Origin of the sequence: Mesorhizobium sp. B2-4-15 (assembly GCF_006658505.1) — a bacterium.
Classification (GTDB): domain Bacteria; phylum Pseudomonadota; class Alphaproteobacteria; order Rhizobiales; family Rhizobiaceae; genus Mesorhizobium.
In genome coordinates this window covers 52,123-68,963 of the sequence record NZ_VFUZ01000004.1, presented here as the reverse complement: position 1 = coordinate 68,963, position 16,841 = coordinate 52,123, and the positions used below count along the sequence as shown (strand labels likewise).

Genomic DNA, 16,841 nt, shown 5'->3' with positions numbered 1-16,841 from the left:
AGCCTAGGCGCAAAAGGTGAATGAATGATCGACGGTGGGGAGGCTATCCGAAAACTGGCGCTCAACGTCGTGCGCTATACCGGGCTCGCCCCATTGGCCAGACCGTTTGTCGGCGGCATCGGCGCCATCCTGATGCTGCACCGCGTGACGGCGACACCCGAAAAGCCAGATAGCGTCAACCGGCACCTCAACATCGCGCCCAGCTTCCTCGACGCCGTGATCGCCGACATGAAGGCCGGCGGCTATGCCTTCGTCTCGATGGACGAGGCAGTTGAGCGCATCAAGGCAGGCGGCAAGGGCGGCCTCTTCGCCACCATCACCGCCGACGATGCCTATCGTGACAACATGACCGAGGCGCTGCCGGTGCTGGAAAAGCACGGCGCGCCGATCGCCATCTATGTCGCGCCGGGGTTGGTCGACGGTACCGCAGATCTGTGGTGGGACGTGGCCGAGGACATCGTCAATGCCTGCGATCGGCTGACGCTGGCGACCTCAAATAGTCCGATCGTGATTGATTGCGCGACCCCCGCCAGGAAGCGCCAGGCCATAGCCCGGTTGCATGCTTACCTCGCCACCGAGGTCCGCGAGGAAGACCTGCGGACTGTGCTGCGCGATCTCGCCACTTCAAACGGCATCGACGCGGATGCCCCGCGCCTGCGGACCCTGATGAACTGGAATGAGATTCGCACCATCGCCGCGCATCCGCTGGTGACGATCGGCGCCCATACGATCAACCACAGCAATCTGAAGCGGCTTTCCGAGGCCGACGCGCGACACGAGATCGGCGCTGTGAGGGACATGTTGCGGGCCAGGCTCGGCACGGAGCCGCGCCATTTTGCCTACCCCTATGGCTATGCAAGCGCCGTCGGCTGCCGCGAAGTGGGTTTTGCCCGCGAGGCCGGCTATTCCTCCGCCGTGACGACCCGCCATGGTGTGCTGCGCGCCGAACATGCCGGTTTTCTCCATGCCTTACCCCGCATTTCAGTCAATGGCCGCTACCAGAGCCTTGCCCATATCCGCACCATGCTGTCGGGCGTGACGACGCCGCTCGCCAATGCTGGCAAGATGGTCGTCACCGTCTGACGGGCTGCCAAGGCATGGTTCAACGCTTGGCGCGTGGCTCCAGCATCAGCCACTTGATGATGCCCATGGCCGGCAGCACCCAGAGCAGACCGCTGAGCAGAAAGAAGAAGAAATGCACCCACGCGCCCGATTCCGACAGGCGGGCGACCGCGAAGATCGATGCGACCAGCGCGTAGATGATAACCAGCGCCACCAGCAGGAACATTCCGATCAGCTTTTTCAGGCGAATGGGCATGGCTTGGCCTCGTTGATCGCTATCGCTTAGGCCGAACACACGGCACGCGCAACCCGTGACAGGCGGCGCGACGGCGTGCCGCGCCGCCCGGTCTTGCCAGCAGGAATGCGATGGTCCACCAATCCGCGACATCAACCTGCCGGGATAGATTCATGGCCGCCATTACTGCTGCCGCGCCTTACCAAGCCCGTGACCGTGACCTGCGCAACCGGGCGCTGGTGCGCGGCTGGCTCTACGTCGTGCTTCTGGTGCTGTTTGCGTTGATGCTGGTTGGCGGCGCCACGCGGCTGACCGAGTCCGGCCTGTCGATCACCGAGTGGCAGCCGATCCATGGCGTCATCCCGCCGCTGAATGACGCCGAGTGGCAAGATGAATTCCAGCGCTATCAGCAGATTCCACAATACACCGAGCTCAACAAGGGCATGAGTATCGCGGCGTTCAAGTCGATCTTCTGGTGGGAGTGGGCGCACCGTCTGCTGGCGCGCAGCGTCGGCCTGGTCTTTGCCTTGCCGCTGCTGTTCTTCTGGGTGACGCGCCGCATAGAGCGCGGGCTCGGACCGAAACTTGCGGGAATTCTTCTCCTCGGCGGCCTGCAGGGCGCCATTGGCTGGTGGATGGTGGCCTCCGGCCTGGTCGACCGCGTATCGGTGAGCCAGTACAGGCTGGCCACGCACCTGACGCTGGCGGCACTGATCTTCACCGCGACCATGGTCGTCGCACGCGGGCTGGCGCCACATTCCGAACCCACGGCCGATCGCTCGACCCAGAGAGTGGCTGGCTTCATCGTACTTCTGGCGCTGATCCAGATCTATCTCGGCGGTCTGGTTGCCGGTCTCGACGCCGGCATGAGCTACAACACCTGGCCGCTGATGGATGGCAGGATCATCCCTGGCGATCTGCTGATCCTCGAGCCGGTATGGCGCAACGTCTTCGAGAACCCGAAGACGGTGCAGTTCATACATCGGCTCGGCGCTTATACGGTTTTCGCCGTTGCTCTCTGGCACATGATCGCCACGCGTCGGCGGCTGCCCGGCTCAACCCATGCGCGCCGCGCGACGCTGTTGTTTTTTCTGGTGCTGGTGCAGGCCTCTGTCGGCATCGGCACGCTGCTGATGCAGGTGCCCCTGCATATGGCCCTGACGCATCAAGGCTTCGCTCTGGTTGTGCTGGGTTTTGCGGCGGCGCACTGGCGCGGCACCAAGGGCGCCTATCCCTTGCCCAACGAGGTCGCCGTCGGGCGTTGATCTAAGTCGGGGGCATCCGGAACCCGCTCGACCGCGGCGCCTTGCGGCTTCACTGTTCGAAGGGATCAGAAGCGCGCCCGCACCGCGCGGATCGCCCTGGCGATCGATAGTTCGCGATTCTCCTCGACCTCGTTCTCATCGTCGTGGTGCCAGGCCGCCGACAGACAGCCATACGCGATGGCGTGGTCGAGAATGGCTGCCGGCGTCTGGGCCAGCGTCCCGGCGAAGACTTCAGCCATGCGCGCGATGCGCTCCGGATCCAGGCAAAGCGCGTCACGGCCGAGCGGATTGTAAAACATGTTGGCAGCGTCGAAGCCGGGGTCGCCGAGCACGCCCTTTGGGTCGATGGCCAGCCAGCCGCGTGGGCCATGCAGGATGTTCTCGTGATGCAGGTCGCCGTGTAGGGGCCTGACATCGTAGGGAGCAGCCAGCAGCCGATCGGCGATGGCGCCGGCCTCGACATAGATGCTGGCGATGTCGGCCTCACGATCAGCCCTTGCCTTCTTGAACAGGCTCGAAAACCGCTCCCTGAGCGGCTGAAGCCCGGATGGGAAGGGGTGCTTCGAAGACGAAAGCAGCCTCGTCATCACCTCTGCGGCGATTTCGGTGGCGGTACTGTCCCCCTGTCCATCGAGAACCTCCGAAAGCAGGGTTTCGCCGCCATATTCGAGCAGCATGGAATGTCCGTCCCGGCCGAGCAGCCGTACCGCACCTTCGCCGCTTCGCCAGGCCAGGTAGTGCTCGCCGCGCAACTCGTCGGCGACATCGTCGAACGGTTTGAGCGCCTTGACGATCGCGGGCGAGCCGTCCTCGAACCGCACCTTCCAGATACGGCTCGAAAAAGTCTCGGCGATGAGTTCGGGCGCGCTGACCTTCCAGCGCGCCGGAAATGCGGGTCCGTCCATCAAAGGCCGAGCATCAGGTCCATGTTCTGGACGGCCGCGCCCGAGGCGCCCTTGCCGAGATTGTCATAGACCGCCAGCAGCAGCGCCTGCGCTCTGCTGTCGTTGGCAAAGACATAGAGCTTCATGCGGTTGGTGCCATTGTAGATCTCGGGATCGATCTCCGGCATGCGTTCCAGATGCGTATAGGGCGCCACTTCGACCACACCGCCCTTGATGGCGGCGAAATGGTCGGCAATGGCCGCATGCAACTCCGCACCCGTCGGCACATAGTCGAGGCCACCGAGTTGCAGCGGCACCACCGTGATCATGCCTTGGGCGAAATTGCCGACAGCCGGCTGCATGATCGGATCATGCGACAGCTTCGCGTAGGCCCGCAGCTCCGGCACATGCTTGTGCTGCAAGGTCAGGCCATAGGGCAGGAACTCCGAGGCGTCTTCGCCCTTGGCGACGTAGTCCTCGATCATCGGGCGTCCACCGCCCGAATAGCCCGAAATGCCGTTGACCGTGATCGGGAAATCCGCCGGCAGCAGACCGGCTGTGACCAGTGGTCTGAGCGTCGCGATCGGCCCCTGCGGCCAGCAGCCGGGATTGGCGATGCGCTTGGCCGTGGCGATCTTCTTCGCCTGCTCCTTGTCCATTTCGGCGAAACCATATTCCCAGCCTTCGGCGACGCGATGCGCGGTCGACGCATCGATGACCTTGGTGGTGTCGTTGGCGATCAGCGAGACGCTTTCCTTCGCAGCATCGTCCGGCAGGCACAGGATCGCGATGTCGGCGGCATTGAGGAATTCGGAGCGCGCCGCCGTTTCCTTGCGGCGCTCGGCGGGAATGGAAATGATCTCGAGGTCGCCACGCTCGGCAAGCAGCGCCCGGATCTGGAGGCCGGTGGTGCCGTGCTCGCCGTCGATGAAGATTTTCGGTTTCATTGCCTGGTCAAATTCCCTGAGGTTTCAAGACTATATGCCGTTGCCGTGATGCACCGCGGCACCATTGTGGCTGCCGTTGTTCAGTTCCTCAAGCCTGGCTTTTCGCTCCGCCAGCAGGCCGAGATATTGCATGGCGATCATCGAGCCGGCGATCGCCGTAATATCGGCGTGATCATAGGCCGGCGCAACCTCCACCACATCGGCGCCGACAATATCGATCTGGTTGAGCTGGCGCAGCGTCGACAGGATTTTCGCCGAGGATGGCCCGCCGGCAACCGGCGTGCCGGTGCCGGGCGCGTAGGCGGGATCGAGGCAGTCGATGTCAAAGGTCAGATAGGTCTTCTTGCCGCCGGTGCGGTCGACGATGGCGTAGGCAATGTCGGAGGCGCGCATCTCCTCGATCTCGTGGCCGTAAAGGATCTTGATGCCGAACGTGTCCGGCGCGTGGGTGCGGATGCCGATCTGGATCGAGCGGTCGGGATCGATGATGCCTTCGTTGACCGCGCGGCCGACGAAGGACCCGTGGTCGATGCGCTTGCCGTCATCGGGCCATGTGTCCTGATGGGCGTCGAACTGTACCAAAGCGAGCGGTCCGTGGATGGCGGCATGCGCCTTGAGCAGCGGCCAGGTGACGAAATGGTCGCCGCCGAGGGTCAGCAGGAAGGCGCCTGACTTCAGGATCTTCGACGCCTCGCGTTCGATCGCTGCCGGCGTCTTCTGATGGTTGCCGGAATCGAGCAGGCAATCGCCGTAATCGACCACGGCGAGATGCTCGAACAGGTCGCGTGAGAAGGGATATTGCGGGTCATTGTCAAGGATCGCCGAGGCACGGCGAATCGCCTGCGGCCCGAAACGGGCGCCGGGCCGGTTGGTAACGGCGGCATCGAACGGAATGCCCCACACCACCGCGTCCGCGCCTTTCACATCCTTGGTGTACCGGCGGCGCATGAACGACAGCGCGCCGGAATAGGTCGGCTCGAACGCGGCGCCCGTTTTGGAACGGGCGGTGAAGGCGTGGTCGATGTTCTTGTTCGCCATTACGAATCCTCGTTTTGTCGGGGTGCAACAACTACAGAACCGGCATGGAAGATGCCAGTCATAGCTTGGGGAGACGAAACGGTGCCGCCCGGGTGCCACGGCAGGACAGGATTTGTATCATCATGACGCAGACCGCGTTTCTTAATCCGTCTCATGCCGTAGTGTCGACCCACGCCGGCACGATCGCCGGCGAACGCTTCCAGGTGCTCGATTCGTGGCGCGGCATCTGCGCCCTGCTGGTCGCGGTGTTTCATTTTCCGACCGCTTCGGCGATCTCGCAGAGCGGCTTCATCGGTTCGTCCTATCTGTTCGTCGACTTCTTCTTCGTCCTTTCCGGTTTCGTCATCGCCGGCAGCTACGCCAATCGGCTGAGCCAGCCGGCACAAGTCGCCCGCTTCGCGCTGGTGCGTTTCGGTCGCATCTACCCGCTGCATCTGCTGATGCTTGCCGCCTTCGCGGGGTTTGAACTGCCGCGGCTGCTGTTGCCGGCACTGCATGGCACCGGCGCCGCACCCTTCACCGAAGGGTTCGATCTGAAGAGCCTGCTTGCCAATCTTTTGTTGCTGCAGGGTGTCGGCTTCGAGGATCGACTGACCTGGAATGCACCGAGCTGGAGCATTTCGACCGAGTTCTTCGCCTACCTCCTCTTCGCGGGCGTGGTGTTCGTCGCGGGCGCACGCGCCTGGATATGGTTCGTCGCCGCCGCCGTCACCGCGCCGCTGTTCCTGCTCGGCTTCTCCACGCATCATATGGATGTGTCCTACGATTTCGGCTTCATCCGCTGCCTCTACGGCTTCTCGCTCGGCGCCCTGCTAGCCTGGTTTCAGCATGATTCCATTGCAGGGGCGCGACAGATCCTTGCCAGGAGCGGCCCGCGGGCGAACTGGACCCTTGCCGAAATCGTCATGATTGCGGTCATCGTCGTTTTTGTTTCGCTGGCGGGCGACAATGATTCTGGGATCGCGGCACCCCTCGTGTTCGCGCTGGCGCTGTTCCTCTTCGCCCATGAAGGTGGCTGGGTTTCCGCTGTGCTGAGCGCGCCGTTCATGCTGACGCTCGGCGCGCTGTCCTACTCGATCTACATGGTCCATCTCTTCGTCCAGGCGCGCATGATCAATCTCGCCGGGCTCGTCGAGCGCGAGCTCGGTTTTGACCTTGTCGGCGATATCGTCTTGCGCGGCCAGCCCGCGACCGGTTTCGGCACTGGCTGGGCCGGGACAATCGCGATCGTCGCCATGCTCTTCGCCACCATCGTCGTGTCGTGGATCACCTGGCGTTTCGTCGAGATGCCGGCGATGGCGTGGTCCCGCCGGCTGTCGGAGCACATGTGACCGACATCGCCGGCCAATCCCTAGTCGGCTTCGTTCACCTGTCTGTCACGGGCATCGCCTATCCGGATTTCGATCCGGCAAGGAGCGATTCTCGATGCGGGCCCTTTGGCTGAGCCTTCTGCTTTCCACGGCGCTTGTGGCATCTGCTGGCCAGTCAGTGGCCGGCGAAAGCCGCGCCAGACAAATCCTCGACCGCTTCGAAAATGCCAACCAGTGGCGCGATCATGTCATGGTGGCCGCGCATCGCGCCGGCAGCATGCAGGCCGGCAAGACGCTCTACGCGGAGAATTCGCTCGCGGCGGTCGAGGGCTCGATCGCCATGGGCGCGGAGATCGTCGAGGTCGACATCAGGCGGTCGAAGGACGGCGCGTTCGTCGTCATGCATGACAGCTGGCTCGACCGCACCACGACCTGCAAGGGCGAGGTGGTGAAGTACACGCTGGCCGACCTGAAGACCTGCCGGCTGGTGGTCGAAGGCACCCGCGCCGTTACCGACGAGCGGGTCTCAACGTTGCGCGAGATGCTGCTGGCGACCCGGGACAGGATCCTCATCAATCTCGACAACAAGCTCGAAGTCGGCGACCTCCCGGGTATGATCGCGGTCGCCCGGGATCTCGGCATGGCCGATCAGGTCATCGTCAAGGAGAACCTCTGGAACCAGAACCGGATCGCCACGGTGAAGACCGCCATGGCCGCGATCAGCGGCGGCTTCCAGTTCATGCCGATCATCGCCGATGACGCGGTGCACGATGCCGGTTTCGCTGAGACGGTCGACCACGTATTCGCGCCGCGCGCGATCGAGCTGATCAACTGGCGGGCAGGCGCCGAGACGCTGACCGAGACCGGCGGACCGCTGTTCAGCACGCGCATGCGGGCGGCCGCGGTGCGGGGTAACTGGCACATCTGGGCCGACACCTACGCCATCGTCAATAAGCCCGGCGGTTTTCTCGCCGGCGGCCGTGGCGACGAACTGGCCGTGCAGGCCAGCCTGCCGCGTGAGGCATGGGGTTTCTGGGCCGATCGTGGCGCCATCATCATCCAGACCGACGAGCCGAAAGCGGCCATCGACTGGCTGGCGGCGAACGGCTATCGCGTGCCTTATGCCGGGACGGGCGAACGCCTCGAACCTGCCGCGACCGCCAGCATCAATTGAGCCAGAGCTACGAGCGCATGGTGCTGCTGTTCAACGGTGACGATCCTGCCGCACTGCCTTGACCCGCGGCACCTGGACGGATTGCAAGACGCGCGGATTTGAGGTCACCTGGACGACCGGCCCGCGTGCGGGCATCTACACGATCACATCCGGCCGCCTGTCCTCGATAGAGGGCACGCCGGAAGCGCCGGTTGCACCGAAGCCGGCCAAGCCGAAGGCGAAGAAAAAAGCGGCGACGTAAGGCGCCGCACGCATTAAGCGGCCTTTCGCCCCTTGATCGCCGTCGACCAGGCGTGAACCGTGATCGCTCCCGTGGCGCTTGCCGGCAGTCTGTCCTTTAGTCGGCGTTTCAGCTCCGCACTCTCCGCATCCGACAGCTTCCCGACGATTCCGCTCGGGCTGCTCACGACCATGGATAGCCAATAATCGTCGAAGTCAGCGAAGGTGCGTTCGACGACAAGCTCGCGCGTTTCGACATCGCGGATGCCGAGCTCAGCCCAAAGCGCCTTCAGTGCCGCGAAACGCGAGACCTCCGCGCTCGGCGGACGTGCGGCCGGTTTGCCCATCGCGTCCATCTCCTCCCACAAATGCTGCGTAGGGGTGCCGCCGCGCATGACGTCCCAGGTGTAGGACGCGACGATGCCGCCGGGCTTGGTGACGCGGAGCATTTCCGAGGCGCCCTTGCGCGGGTCGGGGACGAAGAACAGCACCAGCGCCATCACCGCGACGTCGAAGCGGTTGGCGTCGTAGGGAAGGGCCATCGCATCACCAATCGACAGCTCGACCTGCTTTGCAGAGATTTTTTGCCGAGCAGTCGCAATCTGCGCGTCGGAGGGATCGATCGCGCAAACTGACGAAGGGGCGGACTTCGCTAGAATGAGCTCTGTGAACGCGCCGTTGCCGGCACCGACATCAACCCAGGCCCGTCCGGAGTCCGGCGCCAGCCAGTCGAGGAACAAAGCCCCGGCGGATCGGCTCCAGGGAGCCATGAAGCGCTCGTAAGCCGCGCCGTCGGTGAATTTGATCGGTTCGGGTGACGACACCTGAGATCTCCCCTAATAATTACCTATCCAGATATCCTTTGGACCGAAAAGGCCGGTCCCTGTTTCGTAGCATGGTGCCGCGCCGCGCGCGACGGACCGCAGCAAATTTGCCCATGGCATGCAACTGGCGTTCCTCGGCTCTGCGCTCGCCGTGGCCGGTGCGGCGCTCTGCGCGTTCCTGTTCATCCGCGACGCCGATCATTCCGCCGGTTGAGAGCGCACAATGCAAAAAGGCCGCCCGGAGGCGGCCTTTCGGTATTCGGAACGTTCGAGACGCTTAGCGCTTCGAGAACTGGAACGAACGACGGGCCTTCGCCTTGCCGTACTTCTTGCGCTCGACGACGCGGCTGTCGCGGGTCAGGAAGCCGCCCTTCTTGAGTACGGCGCGCAGCGCCGGCTCGTAGTAGGTCAGCGCCTTGGAGATGCCGTGACGCACCGCGCCGGCCTGGCCGGAGAGGCCGCCGCCGACGACTGTGGCGACGATGTCGTACTGGCCCGAGCGGTTGGAGGCGATGATCGGCTGGTTGAGGATCATCTGCAGGACCGGACGCGCGAAATAGGTCGCGAATTCCTTGTCGTTGACGACGATCTTGCCGGAACCCGGCTTCACCCAGACACGCGCGATGGCGTTCTTGCGCTTGCCGGTGGCATAGGCGCGGCCCGACTTGTCGAGCTTCTGGACGTGGACGGGGGCCGCGGCCTGCGCGTTGGAGTTGCCGGTGGCGGCGCCCAGTTCTGCGAGCGAGGAAAGCTCAGCCATCTTATGCGACCTTCTTGTTCTTGGAATTCAGCTTGGCCACGTCGAGGACTTCTGGCTGCTGGGCGACATGCGGATGCTCCGCGCCTGCATAGACGCGCAGGTTCTTCATTTGGCGGCGGCCAAGCGGGCCGCGCGGGACCATGCGCTCAACAGCCTTTTCGACGACACGCTCGGGGAAACGGCCTTCGAGCAGCTGGCGCGCGGTGCGCTCCTTGATGCCGCCGGGGTGACCGGTGTGCCAGTAATAGACCTTATCGGTGAACTTCTTGCCGGTGAACACCACCTTGTCGGCATTGATGACGATGACGTTGTCGCCGTCGTCGACATGCGGGGTGAAGGTCGGCTTGTGCTTGCCGCGAAGATGATTGGCGATGACAGTGGCGAGACGGCCGACGACGAGACCCTCGGCGTCGATCAGGATCCACTTCTTCACCACATCCGCAGGCTTCTGCGAAAAGGTTGTCATGTTTTCTGCTTTCGGTTCTGACCTTCACGAGGAAGGCGTTTCTTGTTGCTTGGATTGGCTAAAGGCCCGTGCCCGTCGCCAATAACGAAACGGCGGCCTTTGCGGGCCGCTGCTTCGTGAGGGCTTATAGGCGAGGGCGGCGATCGCGTCAAGGCGACGGAAAAGTCCCATAACAGGCAAAGCACTGTAGAAACAATAAGTTAGATGAAAGGTATTATTTTACCACATCAGCAATGGGCTTCGGCGGGATCGAATAGGTGCCCGTGGCGTGCGCCACCGTCTGCCCTTCCGGCCCGGCGACGATATCGATGTCGAACACCATCAGGCTCTTGCCCAGCTTCAGGATGCGGCAATGGCCATCGATCGGCCCGGCCTCGGCCTTGCGCACGAAATTGATGTTGAGGTTGGTCGTGACCGAGAGCGCGTCGGGTCCGGCATGGCTGAGCACGCAGACATAACCGCCAATGTCGGCCAGCGTGAACAGGGCAGGGCCCGATACCGTGCCGCCGGGACGCAAATGCTGTTCGCTGGCATTGAGCCGCACCGTGCAGCCGCCGGGAAATATGTCGATCGCCTCATAGGCAGCGGAATTCTCGTTGAGTTGCGGGAAGACGTTTTCCATCAGCGTATTGATCTGCGCTGCGGTCAGCACCGGCTCGAGTTTGGTCTGGGCGGGCATGTCGGTCTCCCATTCTGCGTCAGGCCTGTATGGGCGCAGCCTGGCGTTTCTGGCAACACCTTCATCCGGCTGGCGCAAGCGATGGGTGTTGGATGAAATCCGATCCGGTATTAGATATTCTGTCAGCCCGACTGGAATCGCGGAGACCTTCGCCATGGTCGAAATCCTTGCCATCAAGCCTGCCGCCGTCGAAGGCCCGGTCACGACGAGCCTGGACAGGGGCGTGCTGCGCCTGACGCTCGCCAATCCGCCCGCTAACGCCCTGTCGCTTTCCGTAATGGCGGCGCTGACCGCGGAACTCGACCGCGTCAAGGCGGACAAGGCCGTTCGCGTCATCGTGCTGTCGGCTGCCGGCAAGGTCTTTTGCGCCGGCCACGATTTGAAAGAAATGACCGCGCGCCGCACCGATGCCGATCGCGGCAAGGCCTTCTTCGAAGAGACGTTCGCCGCTTGCGCCACGCTGATGCAGGCGATCGTGAGCCATCCCGTGCCCGTGATCGCCGAAGTCGACGGCCTGGCCACCGCCGCCGGCTTGCAGCTTGTGGCGAGCTGCGATTTGGCGATCGCCTCGCATGAGGCGACCTTCTGCACCCCAGGCGTCAACATCGGCCTGTTCTGCTCGACGCCGATGGTGGCGCTGTCGCGCAATGTCTCGCGCAAGCAGGCGATGGAGATGCTTTTGACTGGCGAGACGATCGACGCCGCGACGGCCAAGGAATTCGGCCTCGTCAACCGCGTGGTGCCGCGCGAGTACCTGAATCAGATTGTCACCAAATACGCGCAAACCATTGCGTCCAAATCATCTCTCGTGGTCAAGACCGGCAAGGAAGCCTTCTACGCGCAGGCCGAAATGGGGCTGGCGGATGCCTACGCCTATACCGGACGCGTCATGGTCGAGAACATGCTGACACGCGACGCGCAGGAGGGCATCGGCGCCTTCATCGGCAAGCGCAAGCCGGAATGGACGGACGACTAGCCGTGGAACCGCGTATCTCCATCATTACCATCGCTACGGATGATCTCGACCGGGCGGTGCGCTTCTATGAGGCAATGGGCTTGAAACGCCATGCCGGGATTACCGACGGCGTCGCCTTTTTCCAGATGGGCGGCGCCATTCTCGGCCTGTTTCCGCGCGCCAGCGCCGAGGAGGATTCGGGTATCGTGTTTGGTGGGGCGCCATCGGCGGTCTATCTCGCCTACAACACCCGCTCCGATGCCGAAGTCGATGAGGTGCTCGCCTTGGCAGAGCAGGCCGGCGGGCGCATCGTCAAGCCGGCCGGCCGCGCCTTCTGGGGCGGCTGGTATGGCTACTTCGCCGATGCGGACGGACATGTCTGGGAGGTGGCGCACAATCCGGCCTTTCCGATCGCGGAAGACGGCACGATTTCGCTGCCTGATTGATGGCTTACCGCAAGCAACTGACGCGGCTCAAGGCACCGTATCTCAAGCGCATTTTGCTCGATGCCGAGCGCGTGGCTATCCGCAGGCCTTGATGGAGGAAGCGCTGAGGGAGGATAACGCGTGACTGTCGAGGATGACCTCAACTGGCGGGTCGAGCAGGCCTGCCGCGAAGGATGGCCGGCGGCAACCCAGACGGTCGTCGAAGGCTGGCTCATGAGGCGCTCAGGTGGCAGAATCCGCCGCACCAATTCGGTCAATCCGTTACGCTGCAAGCGGGCAGGGCCGGCTGACGCTCTTGCCGCTGCCGAGACCTTTTATGCCGGTTATGGCCAAGCACTGTTGTTTCGCGTTCCAGATATCGCCGGCGAGATGGATGAGGTTCTCGATCAGCACGGCTATGCCGTCGAAGGCGGTACGATCCATCTCTGCGCTGACATCGATGCGATGGCCCGGGTGCGCGACGAAAAGGTCGTCGTTTCGCCTAAACCGAGCGAGGACTGGTTCGGCGCGCGATTTCGCATGGGCGGCTATGACGGTGCCGACCGTCGCATCTTTCGCGAGTTGACCGGGTTGATCGTCGGCGACCGCGCGTTTGTCTCCTATGAATACGACAGCGAAATCGCCGCCCTGGCCTATGGCGTCGTCCGCGATGGGCTGCTTGTGGTGGAATCGGTTGAAACGGACGCCCGCTTCAGGCAGCAGGGCCTTGGCCGCAGGACTGTCGGCAGCCTCATCGATTGGGCGCGGCGAGCGGGTGCCGTGGCTGCCTGCTTGCAGGTCGCTGCAGACAACGTGGCCGGGCGTGCGCTCTACGCTTCGCTCGGCTTCAACCGCGAGCTCCACAGATATCACTACCGCAGGAAGGCAGTTGCCCAGTGAACCACGACACCTATGACAACGCCTATATCGGCGGCATCCTCAATTCGGTGAAGACCATCGCCATGGTCGGCGCGTCCGCCAACGATGTGCGGCCGAGCTATTTCGTGCTGAAATATTTGCTGGCCAAGGGCTTCTCGGTATTTCCGATCAATCCTGGCCAGGCCGGCAAGGAAATCCTCGGCCGGATGACCTATGCCAGGCTGGCCGATGTGCCGGAGCCGATCGAAATGGTCGATATCTTTCGTGCACCTTCAGCGGTGCCGGGTATCGTCGACGAGGTGTTGCGGCTCGATCCTTTGCCCAAGGTCATCTGGATGCAGCTTGGCGTGCGCCATGACGAGGCCGCCGCGCGCGCCGAGGCCGCCGGCATCAAGGTGGTGATGAACCGCTGCCCCAAGATCGAGTACGGCAAGCTGTCCGGCGAGATCGGCTGGACCGGTGTCAATTCCGGGGTGCTGTCATCGAAAAAGCCGTTGATGCGCCAAGGCTTCCAGAGTTTTGGTGTGCGCCAGAAATGACGCAACCCGAAAAAATCGGGATCGTTTTTTCGCAAAAGATTTTGGTCAAGCGCTGATGCGCAAAAATTTTTCGGGAGGCGATTGAGTTTCCCGTGCGTTCATCGCAGATCGCGCGCCGAAAGGTATTTTCTTCTTTGCATTCCGGTCCGGGCTTCGCCAAGAATGCCCGGCGAATTTTGAGAAGTTCTCGAGGGAGGTTTCAGTGACCCGTACGCCCGGTTTCAATACGCTCGCCGTCCATGCCGGCGCCAAGCCCGATCCGGCCACTGGCGCGCGCGCCACGCCGATCTACCAGACCACCTCCTTTGTCTTCGACGACGCCGATCATGCCGCCTCGCTGTTCGGGCTGAAGGCCTTCGGCAACATCTACACCCGCATCATGAACCCCACCCAGGCGGTGCTCGAGGAGCGCGTTGCCGCGCTCGAGGGCGGCACGGCTGCCCTTGCCGTCGCCTCCGGCCACGCCGCGCAGGTGATAGTGTTCCACAATCTGATGCAGCCCGGCGATAATTTCGTCGCTGCCAACAAGCTTTACGGTGGTTCGATCAACCAGTTCGGCCATGCCTTCAAGAACTATGGCTGGGAAGTGCGGTGGGCCGACACCAACGACATCTCGACCTTTGAAAGCCAGATCGACGACAGGACCAAGGCGATCTTCATCGAGAGCCTCGCCAACCCCGGCGGCACCTTCGTCGATATCGAAAAGATCGGCGAGATCGCCCGCAAGCACGGCCTGCCGCTGATCGTCGACAACACGCTGGCCTCGCCCTACCTGATCCGGCCGATCGAGCATGGCGCCGACATCGTCGTGCACTCGCTGACCAAGTTCATCGGCGGCCACGGCAATTCGATCGGCGGCGTCATTGTCGACGGCGGCACCTTCGACTGGTCGAAATCCGGCAAATACCCGATGCTGTCGGAACCCCGCCCCGAATATGGCGGCCTCGTCCTGCATGAGACCTTCGGCAATTTCGCTTTCGCCATCGCCGCGCGCGTGCTCGGCCTGCGCGACCTCGGCCCTGCGATTTCGCCCTTCAACGCGTTCCTCATCCTCACCGGCCTCGAAACCTTGCCGCTGCGCATGCAGCGCCATTGCGACAACGCCATCACCGTCGCCGGCTGGTTGTCCAATCATCCGAAGGTCGCCTGGGTGAATTATCCTGGCCTGCCCAGCGACAAGAACAACGCGCTGCAGAAGAAGTACTCGCCGCTGGGCGCAGGTGCGGTATTCACATTCGGCCTCAAGGGCGGCTACGAGGCCGGCGTTAAATTCGTCGAGGCGCTGGAGCTGTTTTCGCATCTGGCCAATGTCGGCGACACCAAATCGCTCGTCATTCACCCGGCGTCGACCACGCACCGCCAGTTGTCGGACGAGCAGAAGGTCAAGGCCGGCGCCGGCCCGGACACGGTGCGGCTTTCCATTGGCATCGAGGACGTCAGCGATATCGTCGCCGACCTCGAACAGGCGCTCGCCAAGGTTTGATCACCGATGACCGCGTTTCTTTCCATCGACGCCAAGGCCGTCGAACCCGAATCCGGCGCGCCGGCGCCGGACCGGCTTATCTCAGGCGATCCCAAATTCCGCACCTGGAACGTCGAGGAGCGGGACGGTGGGCTCTACGCAGGTATCTGGGAATCGACGCCGGGCAAGTGGCGGATCGTCTATGACGAATGGGAATTCTGCCACATCCTGTCCGGTGTTTCGGTGATCGCCGAAGACGGTGGCGAAGCGCGCACGGTCAAGTCCGGCGACAGTTTCGTGCTGAGACCCGGCTTCAAGGGAAGCTGGGAAGTGCTTGAAACGACTCGCAAGGAGTACGTGATCAAGTTGTGAGCTGTTTTGGCCGGGAACTCGCGCACCCCGGGCTCACGATTCTCAGAGGCCGACGCCGAGCGCCTCCAGTCCATGGAAGTGGTAAGTGTCGCGGAAGCGCGGCTCGTCGGCAAGATGCAGTTGCGGGTGCCGATCGAACAATGTCTTGAGCGACACCTGCAATTCGAGCCGGGCCAGCGGAGCGCCGATACAGAAATGGATGCCGGCGCCGAACGACACGTTCTTCTGTTCCGCACGGTCCGGACGGAAGGCTAGCGGTTCGGCGAAAGCGCGCGGATCGTGATTGGCCATGCCAAGCAAAAGGCCGATCGTCTCGCCCGGTTTCACCGTGATGCCCGGTGCGACTTCAATTTCCTGATAGGCATAGCGCGTGAACATATGCAGCGGTGCATCGAAGCGAAGGCATTCCTCGACCGTCGCCGCCACAGCGTCGGGCGAGGTGAAGAAACGGCGAGGATCGCCGCCCTGCGCCAGGATCGAGCGCACCGCATTGCCGGTCTGGTGCACGGTTGCCTCGTGCCCGGCATTGAGCAGCAGGACGGCCGAGGACACCATCTCGTCCTCCGACAGTTTTTGGCCGTCCTCCTGCGCCGAGATCAGCAGCGACAGCAGGTCGTCGCCGGGATTCTTGCGCCGCTCGGTGACGTAGCCGCGCAGGAAATCGGAGAACTCGCGTGCCGCGCGGTTGGCCGTGTCCTCGGTCTCGCGGGTGCGGCCATGGACATACATGGCGACCATTTGATGTGACCAGTCGAGCAGTTGCGGCCCCATCTCGACCGGCACGCCGAGCATTTCGGCGATGATGGTGATCGGCAGCGGAGACGCGAAGGCGGGCAGCAGGTCGACGGTTTTCTGTCCTTCGAAACGGTCGATCAGCTCGTTGGCGAGTGCTTCGACGCGCGGCCGCAGCCGCTCGACCTGGCGCGACACGAAGGCCCGGTTGACCAGTGTCCTCAGCCGCGTATGCACCGGCGGCTCCAGTTCGAGCATGGAGTTCGCTTCGATGCCGTCGAATGCCTTGAGATGGCTTCGGTCCTGGCCGATGCCGCGGCTGTCGGGAATGCCGGCCGGGTTCTGGCGGCCGAAGCGGCGGTCGCGCAGCAGCCGGTTGACATCGTCGAAGCCGCCAAAGCACCAGAACCCGAACTCCTCCCAGTAGAACGCATTCGAGACGCCATGCAGGAAGGCATAGGCCTCGTAGGGGTTCAGGAAGAAGGCCGGCTCGTGCGGGTCGAGCCTGAGGCGGCGGGTGGCTGGATCAAGGGCGAGATAAGGGAGGTTCGATTTGGTCATCCCAGACCAATAGCGCGGCTTGCCAGCTTGGTTCCAGACCGTATGTTGGCGGC

Annotated in this window: 20 protein-coding genes and 1 pseudogene; 12 read left to right on the top strand and 9 right to left on the bottom strand. The window is 63.2% G+C overall.

All coding sequences use genetic code 11. From position 1 onward, the window contains the following. Nucleotides 1–24 precede the first annotated feature (24 nt). Nucleotides 25–1,083, top strand: a complete 1,059-nt coding sequence (locus FJ930_RS06400) for a polysaccharide deacetylase family protein (RefSeq protein WP_141836077.1) — start codon at nucleotides 25–27, stop codon at nucleotides 1,081–1,083. A 19-nt stretch (nucleotides 1,084–1,102) separates the two neighbouring features. On the opposite strand, the gene FJ930_RS06395 is transcribed toward FJ930_RS06400, so the two are convergent. Further along, a complete protein-coding gene (locus FJ930_RS06395; RefSeq protein ID WP_140692613.1) occupies nucleotides 1,103–1,318 on the bottom strand; it encodes a DUF2842 domain-containing protein in 216 nt (71 codons plus the stop codon). 152 nt (nucleotides 1,319–1,470) lie between these two features. Here FJ930_RS06395 and FJ930_RS06390 point away from each other — a divergent pair, with 152 nt between their 5' ends. Then, the gene (locus tag FJ930_RS06390) at nucleotides 1,471–2,562 is read left to right on the top strand and encodes a COX15/CtaA family protein (RefSeq protein ID WP_141836074.1); all 1,092 of its coding nucleotides are present in this window, start codon (nucleotides 1,471–1,473) and stop codon (nucleotides 2,560–2,562) included. A gap of 65 nt (nucleotides 2,563–2,627) precedes the next feature. Here FJ930_RS06390 and FJ930_RS06385 read toward each other — a convergent pair whose 3' ends face one another. The 3 genes from FJ930_RS06385 to speB are packed head-to-tail and all read right to left on the bottom strand — an operon-like array spanning nucleotide 2,628 to nucleotide 5,431. Further along, nucleotides 2,628–3,470, bottom strand: coding sequence for an aminoglycoside phosphotransferase family protein (locus FJ930_RS06385; RefSeq protein WP_210245346.1), 843 nt, complete (start codon nucleotides 3,468–3,470; stop codon nucleotides 2,628–2,630). After that, nucleotides 3,467–4,393, bottom strand: a complete 927-nt coding sequence (gene argC / locus FJ930_RS06380) for an N-acetyl-gamma-glutamyl-phosphate reductase (protein WP_141836068.1) — start codon at nucleotides 4,391–4,393, stop codon at nucleotides 3,467–3,469. The genes FJ930_RS06385 and argC overlap by 4 nt, the downstream gene beginning before the upstream one ends. Nucleotides 4,394–4,423: 30 nt before the next feature. Then, entirely contained in the window at nucleotides 4,424–5,431 is a 1,008-nt protein-coding gene (gene speB / locus FJ930_RS06375; RefSeq protein ID WP_141836065.1) for an agmatinase, read from the bottom strand. Nucleotides 5,432–5,553: 122 nt separating this feature from the next. On the opposite strand from speB, the gene FJ930_RS06370 reads away from it, so the two are divergent. The 3 genes from FJ930_RS06370 to FJ930_RS30290 all read left to right on the top strand — a co-directional run bounded on the left by FJ930_RS06370 (nucleotide 5,554) and on the right by FJ930_RS30290 (nucleotide 8,156). Continuing rightward, nucleotides 5,554–6,762 carry an acyltransferase gene (locus tag FJ930_RS06370; RefSeq protein WP_141836061.1) on the top strand — a complete coding sequence of 403 codons (1,209 nt, stop codon included), beginning with the start codon at nucleotides 5,554–5,556 and terminating at the stop codon, nucleotides 6,760–6,762. Between the two features lie 94 nt (nucleotides 6,763–6,856). After that, nucleotides 6,857–7,915 carry a glycerophosphodiester phosphodiesterase family protein gene (locus FJ930_RS06365; protein WP_141836059.1) on the top strand — a complete coding sequence of 353 codons (1,059 nt, stop codon included), beginning with the start codon at nucleotides 6,857–6,859 and terminating at the stop codon, nucleotides 7,913–7,915. A 58-nt stretch (nucleotides 7,916–7,973) separates the two neighbouring features. Continuing rightward, the gene (locus FJ930_RS30290) at nucleotides 7,974–8,156 is read left to right on the top strand and encodes a hypothetical protein (protein WP_246676833.1); all 183 of its coding nucleotides are present in this window, start codon (nucleotides 7,974–7,976) and stop codon (nucleotides 8,154–8,156) included. 13 nt (nucleotides 8,157–8,169) lie between these two features. Here FJ930_RS30290 and FJ930_RS06355 read toward each other — a convergent pair whose 3' ends face one another. The 4 genes from FJ930_RS06355 to FJ930_RS06340 all read right to left on the bottom strand — a co-directional run bounded on the left by FJ930_RS06355 (nucleotide 8,170) and on the right by FJ930_RS06340 (nucleotide 10,863). Beyond that, a complete protein-coding gene (locus FJ930_RS06355) occupies nucleotides 8,170–8,958 on the bottom strand; it encodes a class I SAM-dependent methyltransferase (RefSeq protein WP_027042359.1) in 789 nt (262 codons plus the stop codon). A gap of 277 nt (nucleotides 8,959–9,235) precedes the next feature. Next, nucleotides 9,236–9,718, bottom strand: a complete 483-nt coding sequence (gene rpsI, locus FJ930_RS06350) for a 30S ribosomal protein S9 (protein ID WP_140609507.1) — start codon at nucleotides 9,716–9,718, stop codon at nucleotides 9,236–9,238. 1 nt (nucleotide 9,719) lies between these two features. Further along, nucleotides 9,720–10,184, bottom strand: a complete 465-nt coding sequence (gene rplM, locus FJ930_RS06345) for a 50S ribosomal protein L13 (RefSeq protein WP_010915638.1) — start codon at nucleotides 10,182–10,184, stop codon at nucleotides 9,720–9,722. Between the two features lie 214 nt (nucleotides 10,185–10,398). After that, nucleotides 10,399–10,863, bottom strand: a complete 465-nt coding sequence (locus FJ930_RS06340) for a PaaI family thioesterase (protein ID WP_141836056.1) — start codon at nucleotides 10,861–10,863, stop codon at nucleotides 10,399–10,401. A 154-nt stretch (nucleotides 10,864–11,017) separates the two neighbouring features. Here FJ930_RS06340 and FJ930_RS06335 point away from each other — a divergent pair, with 154 nt between their 5' ends. The 7 genes and pseudogenes from FJ930_RS06335 (at nucleotide 11,018) to FJ930_RS06310 (ending at nucleotide 15,495) form a co-directional block, all read left to right on the top strand. Further along, complete coding sequence (locus FJ930_RS06335; protein ID WP_141836053.1) at nucleotides 11,018–11,839, top strand: enoyl-CoA hydratase; 822 nt, start codon at nucleotides 11,018–11,020, stop codon at nucleotides 11,837–11,839. Nucleotides 11,840–11,841: 2 nt separating this feature from the next. Then, nucleotides 11,842–12,264, top strand: coding sequence for a VOC family protein (locus tag FJ930_RS06330; RefSeq protein WP_141836050.1), 423 nt, complete (start codon nucleotides 11,842–11,844; stop codon nucleotides 12,262–12,264). Beyond that, a pseudogene (locus FJ930_RS30810) lies at nucleotides 12,264–12,341 on the top strand (ATP-binding protein); the annotation flags it as partial. The gene FJ930_RS06330 and the pseudogene FJ930_RS30810, both read left to right, overlap by 1 nt. Before the next feature lie 43 nt (nucleotides 12,342–12,384). Continuing rightward, a complete protein-coding gene (locus FJ930_RS06325) occupies nucleotides 12,385–13,143 on the top strand; it encodes a GNAT family N-acetyltransferase (protein WP_246676818.1) in 759 nt (252 codons plus the stop codon). Then, a complete protein-coding gene (locus FJ930_RS06320; RefSeq protein ID WP_140738686.1) occupies nucleotides 13,140–13,661 on the top strand; it encodes a CoA-binding protein in 522 nt (173 codons plus the stop codon). Before FJ930_RS06325 ends, FJ930_RS06320 begins: the two co-directional genes overlap by 4 nt. A gap of 202 nt (nucleotides 13,662–13,863) precedes the next feature. Continuing rightward, the gene (locus FJ930_RS06315) at nucleotides 13,864–15,144 is read left to right on the top strand and encodes an O-acetylhomoserine aminocarboxypropyltransferase (RefSeq protein WP_140738689.1); all 1,281 of its coding nucleotides are present in this window, start codon (nucleotides 13,864–13,866) and stop codon (nucleotides 15,142–15,144) included. A 6-nt stretch (nucleotides 15,145–15,150) separates the two neighbouring features. Next, nucleotides 15,151–15,495, top strand: a complete 345-nt coding sequence (locus FJ930_RS06310; protein WP_141836049.1) for a cupin domain-containing protein — start codon at nucleotides 15,151–15,153, stop codon at nucleotides 15,493–15,495. Between the two features lie 42 nt (nucleotides 15,496–15,537). On the opposite strand, the gene FJ930_RS06305 is transcribed toward FJ930_RS06310, so the two are convergent. Further along, nucleotides 15,538–16,788: a cytochrome P450 gene (locus FJ930_RS06305; protein ID WP_141836046.1), complete on the bottom strand. Its 1,251-nt coding sequence runs from the start codon at nucleotides 16,786–16,788 to the stop codon at nucleotides 15,538–15,540. Between the last annotated feature and the right edge of the window lie 53 nt (nucleotides 16,789–16,841).

Excerpts from the sequence above, each read along its gene's own strand:
- FJ930_RS06400 (WP_141836077.1), top strand. The coding sequence starts at position 25 with ATGATCGACGGTGGGGAGGCTATCCGAAAACTGGCGCTCAACGTCGTG.
- FJ930_RS06395 (WP_140692613.1), bottom strand. The coding sequence starts at position 1,318 with ATGCCCATTCGCCTGAAAAAGCTGATCGGAATGTTCCTGCTGGTGGCG.
- FJ930_RS06390 (WP_141836074.1), top strand. The coding sequence starts at position 1,471 with ATGGCCGCCATTACTGCTGCCGCGCCTTACCAAGCCCGTGACCGTGAC.
- argC (WP_141836068.1), bottom strand. The coding sequence starts at position 4,393 with ATGAAACCGAAAATCTTCATCGACGGCGAGCACGGCACCACCGGCCTC.
- speB (WP_141836065.1), bottom strand. The coding sequence starts at position 5,431 with ATGGCGAACAAGAACATCGACCACGCCTTCACCGCCCGTTCCAAAACG.
- FJ930_RS06370 (WP_141836061.1), top strand. The coding sequence starts at position 5,554 with ATGACGCAGACCGCGTTTCTTAATCCGTCTCATGCCGTAGTGTCGACC.
- FJ930_RS06365 (WP_141836059.1), top strand. The coding sequence starts at position 6,857 with ATGCGGGCCCTTTGGCTGAGCCTTCTGCTTTCCACGGCGCTTGTGGCA.
- rpsI (WP_140609507.1), bottom strand. The coding sequence starts at position 9,718 with ATGGCTGAGCTTTCCTCGCTCGCAGAACTGGGCGCCGCCACCGGCAAC.
- rplM (WP_010915638.1), bottom strand. The coding sequence starts at position 10,184 with ATGACAACCTTTTCGCAGAAGCCTGCGGATGTGGTGAAGAAGTGGATC.
- FJ930_RS06340 (WP_141836056.1), bottom strand. The coding sequence starts at position 10,863 with ATGCCCGCCCAGACCAAACTCGAGCCGGTGCTGACCGCAGCGCAGATC.
- FJ930_RS06335 (WP_141836053.1), top strand. The coding sequence starts at position 11,018 with ATGGTCGAAATCCTTGCCATCAAGCCTGCCGCCGTCGAAGGCCCGGTC.
- FJ930_RS06310 (WP_141836049.1), top strand. The coding sequence starts at position 15,151 with ATGACCGCGTTTCTTTCCATCGACGCCAAGGCCGTCGAACCCGAATCC.
- FJ930_RS06305 (WP_141836046.1), bottom strand. The coding sequence starts at position 16,788 with ATGACCAAATCGAACCTCCCTTATCTCGCCCTTGATCCAGCCACCCGC.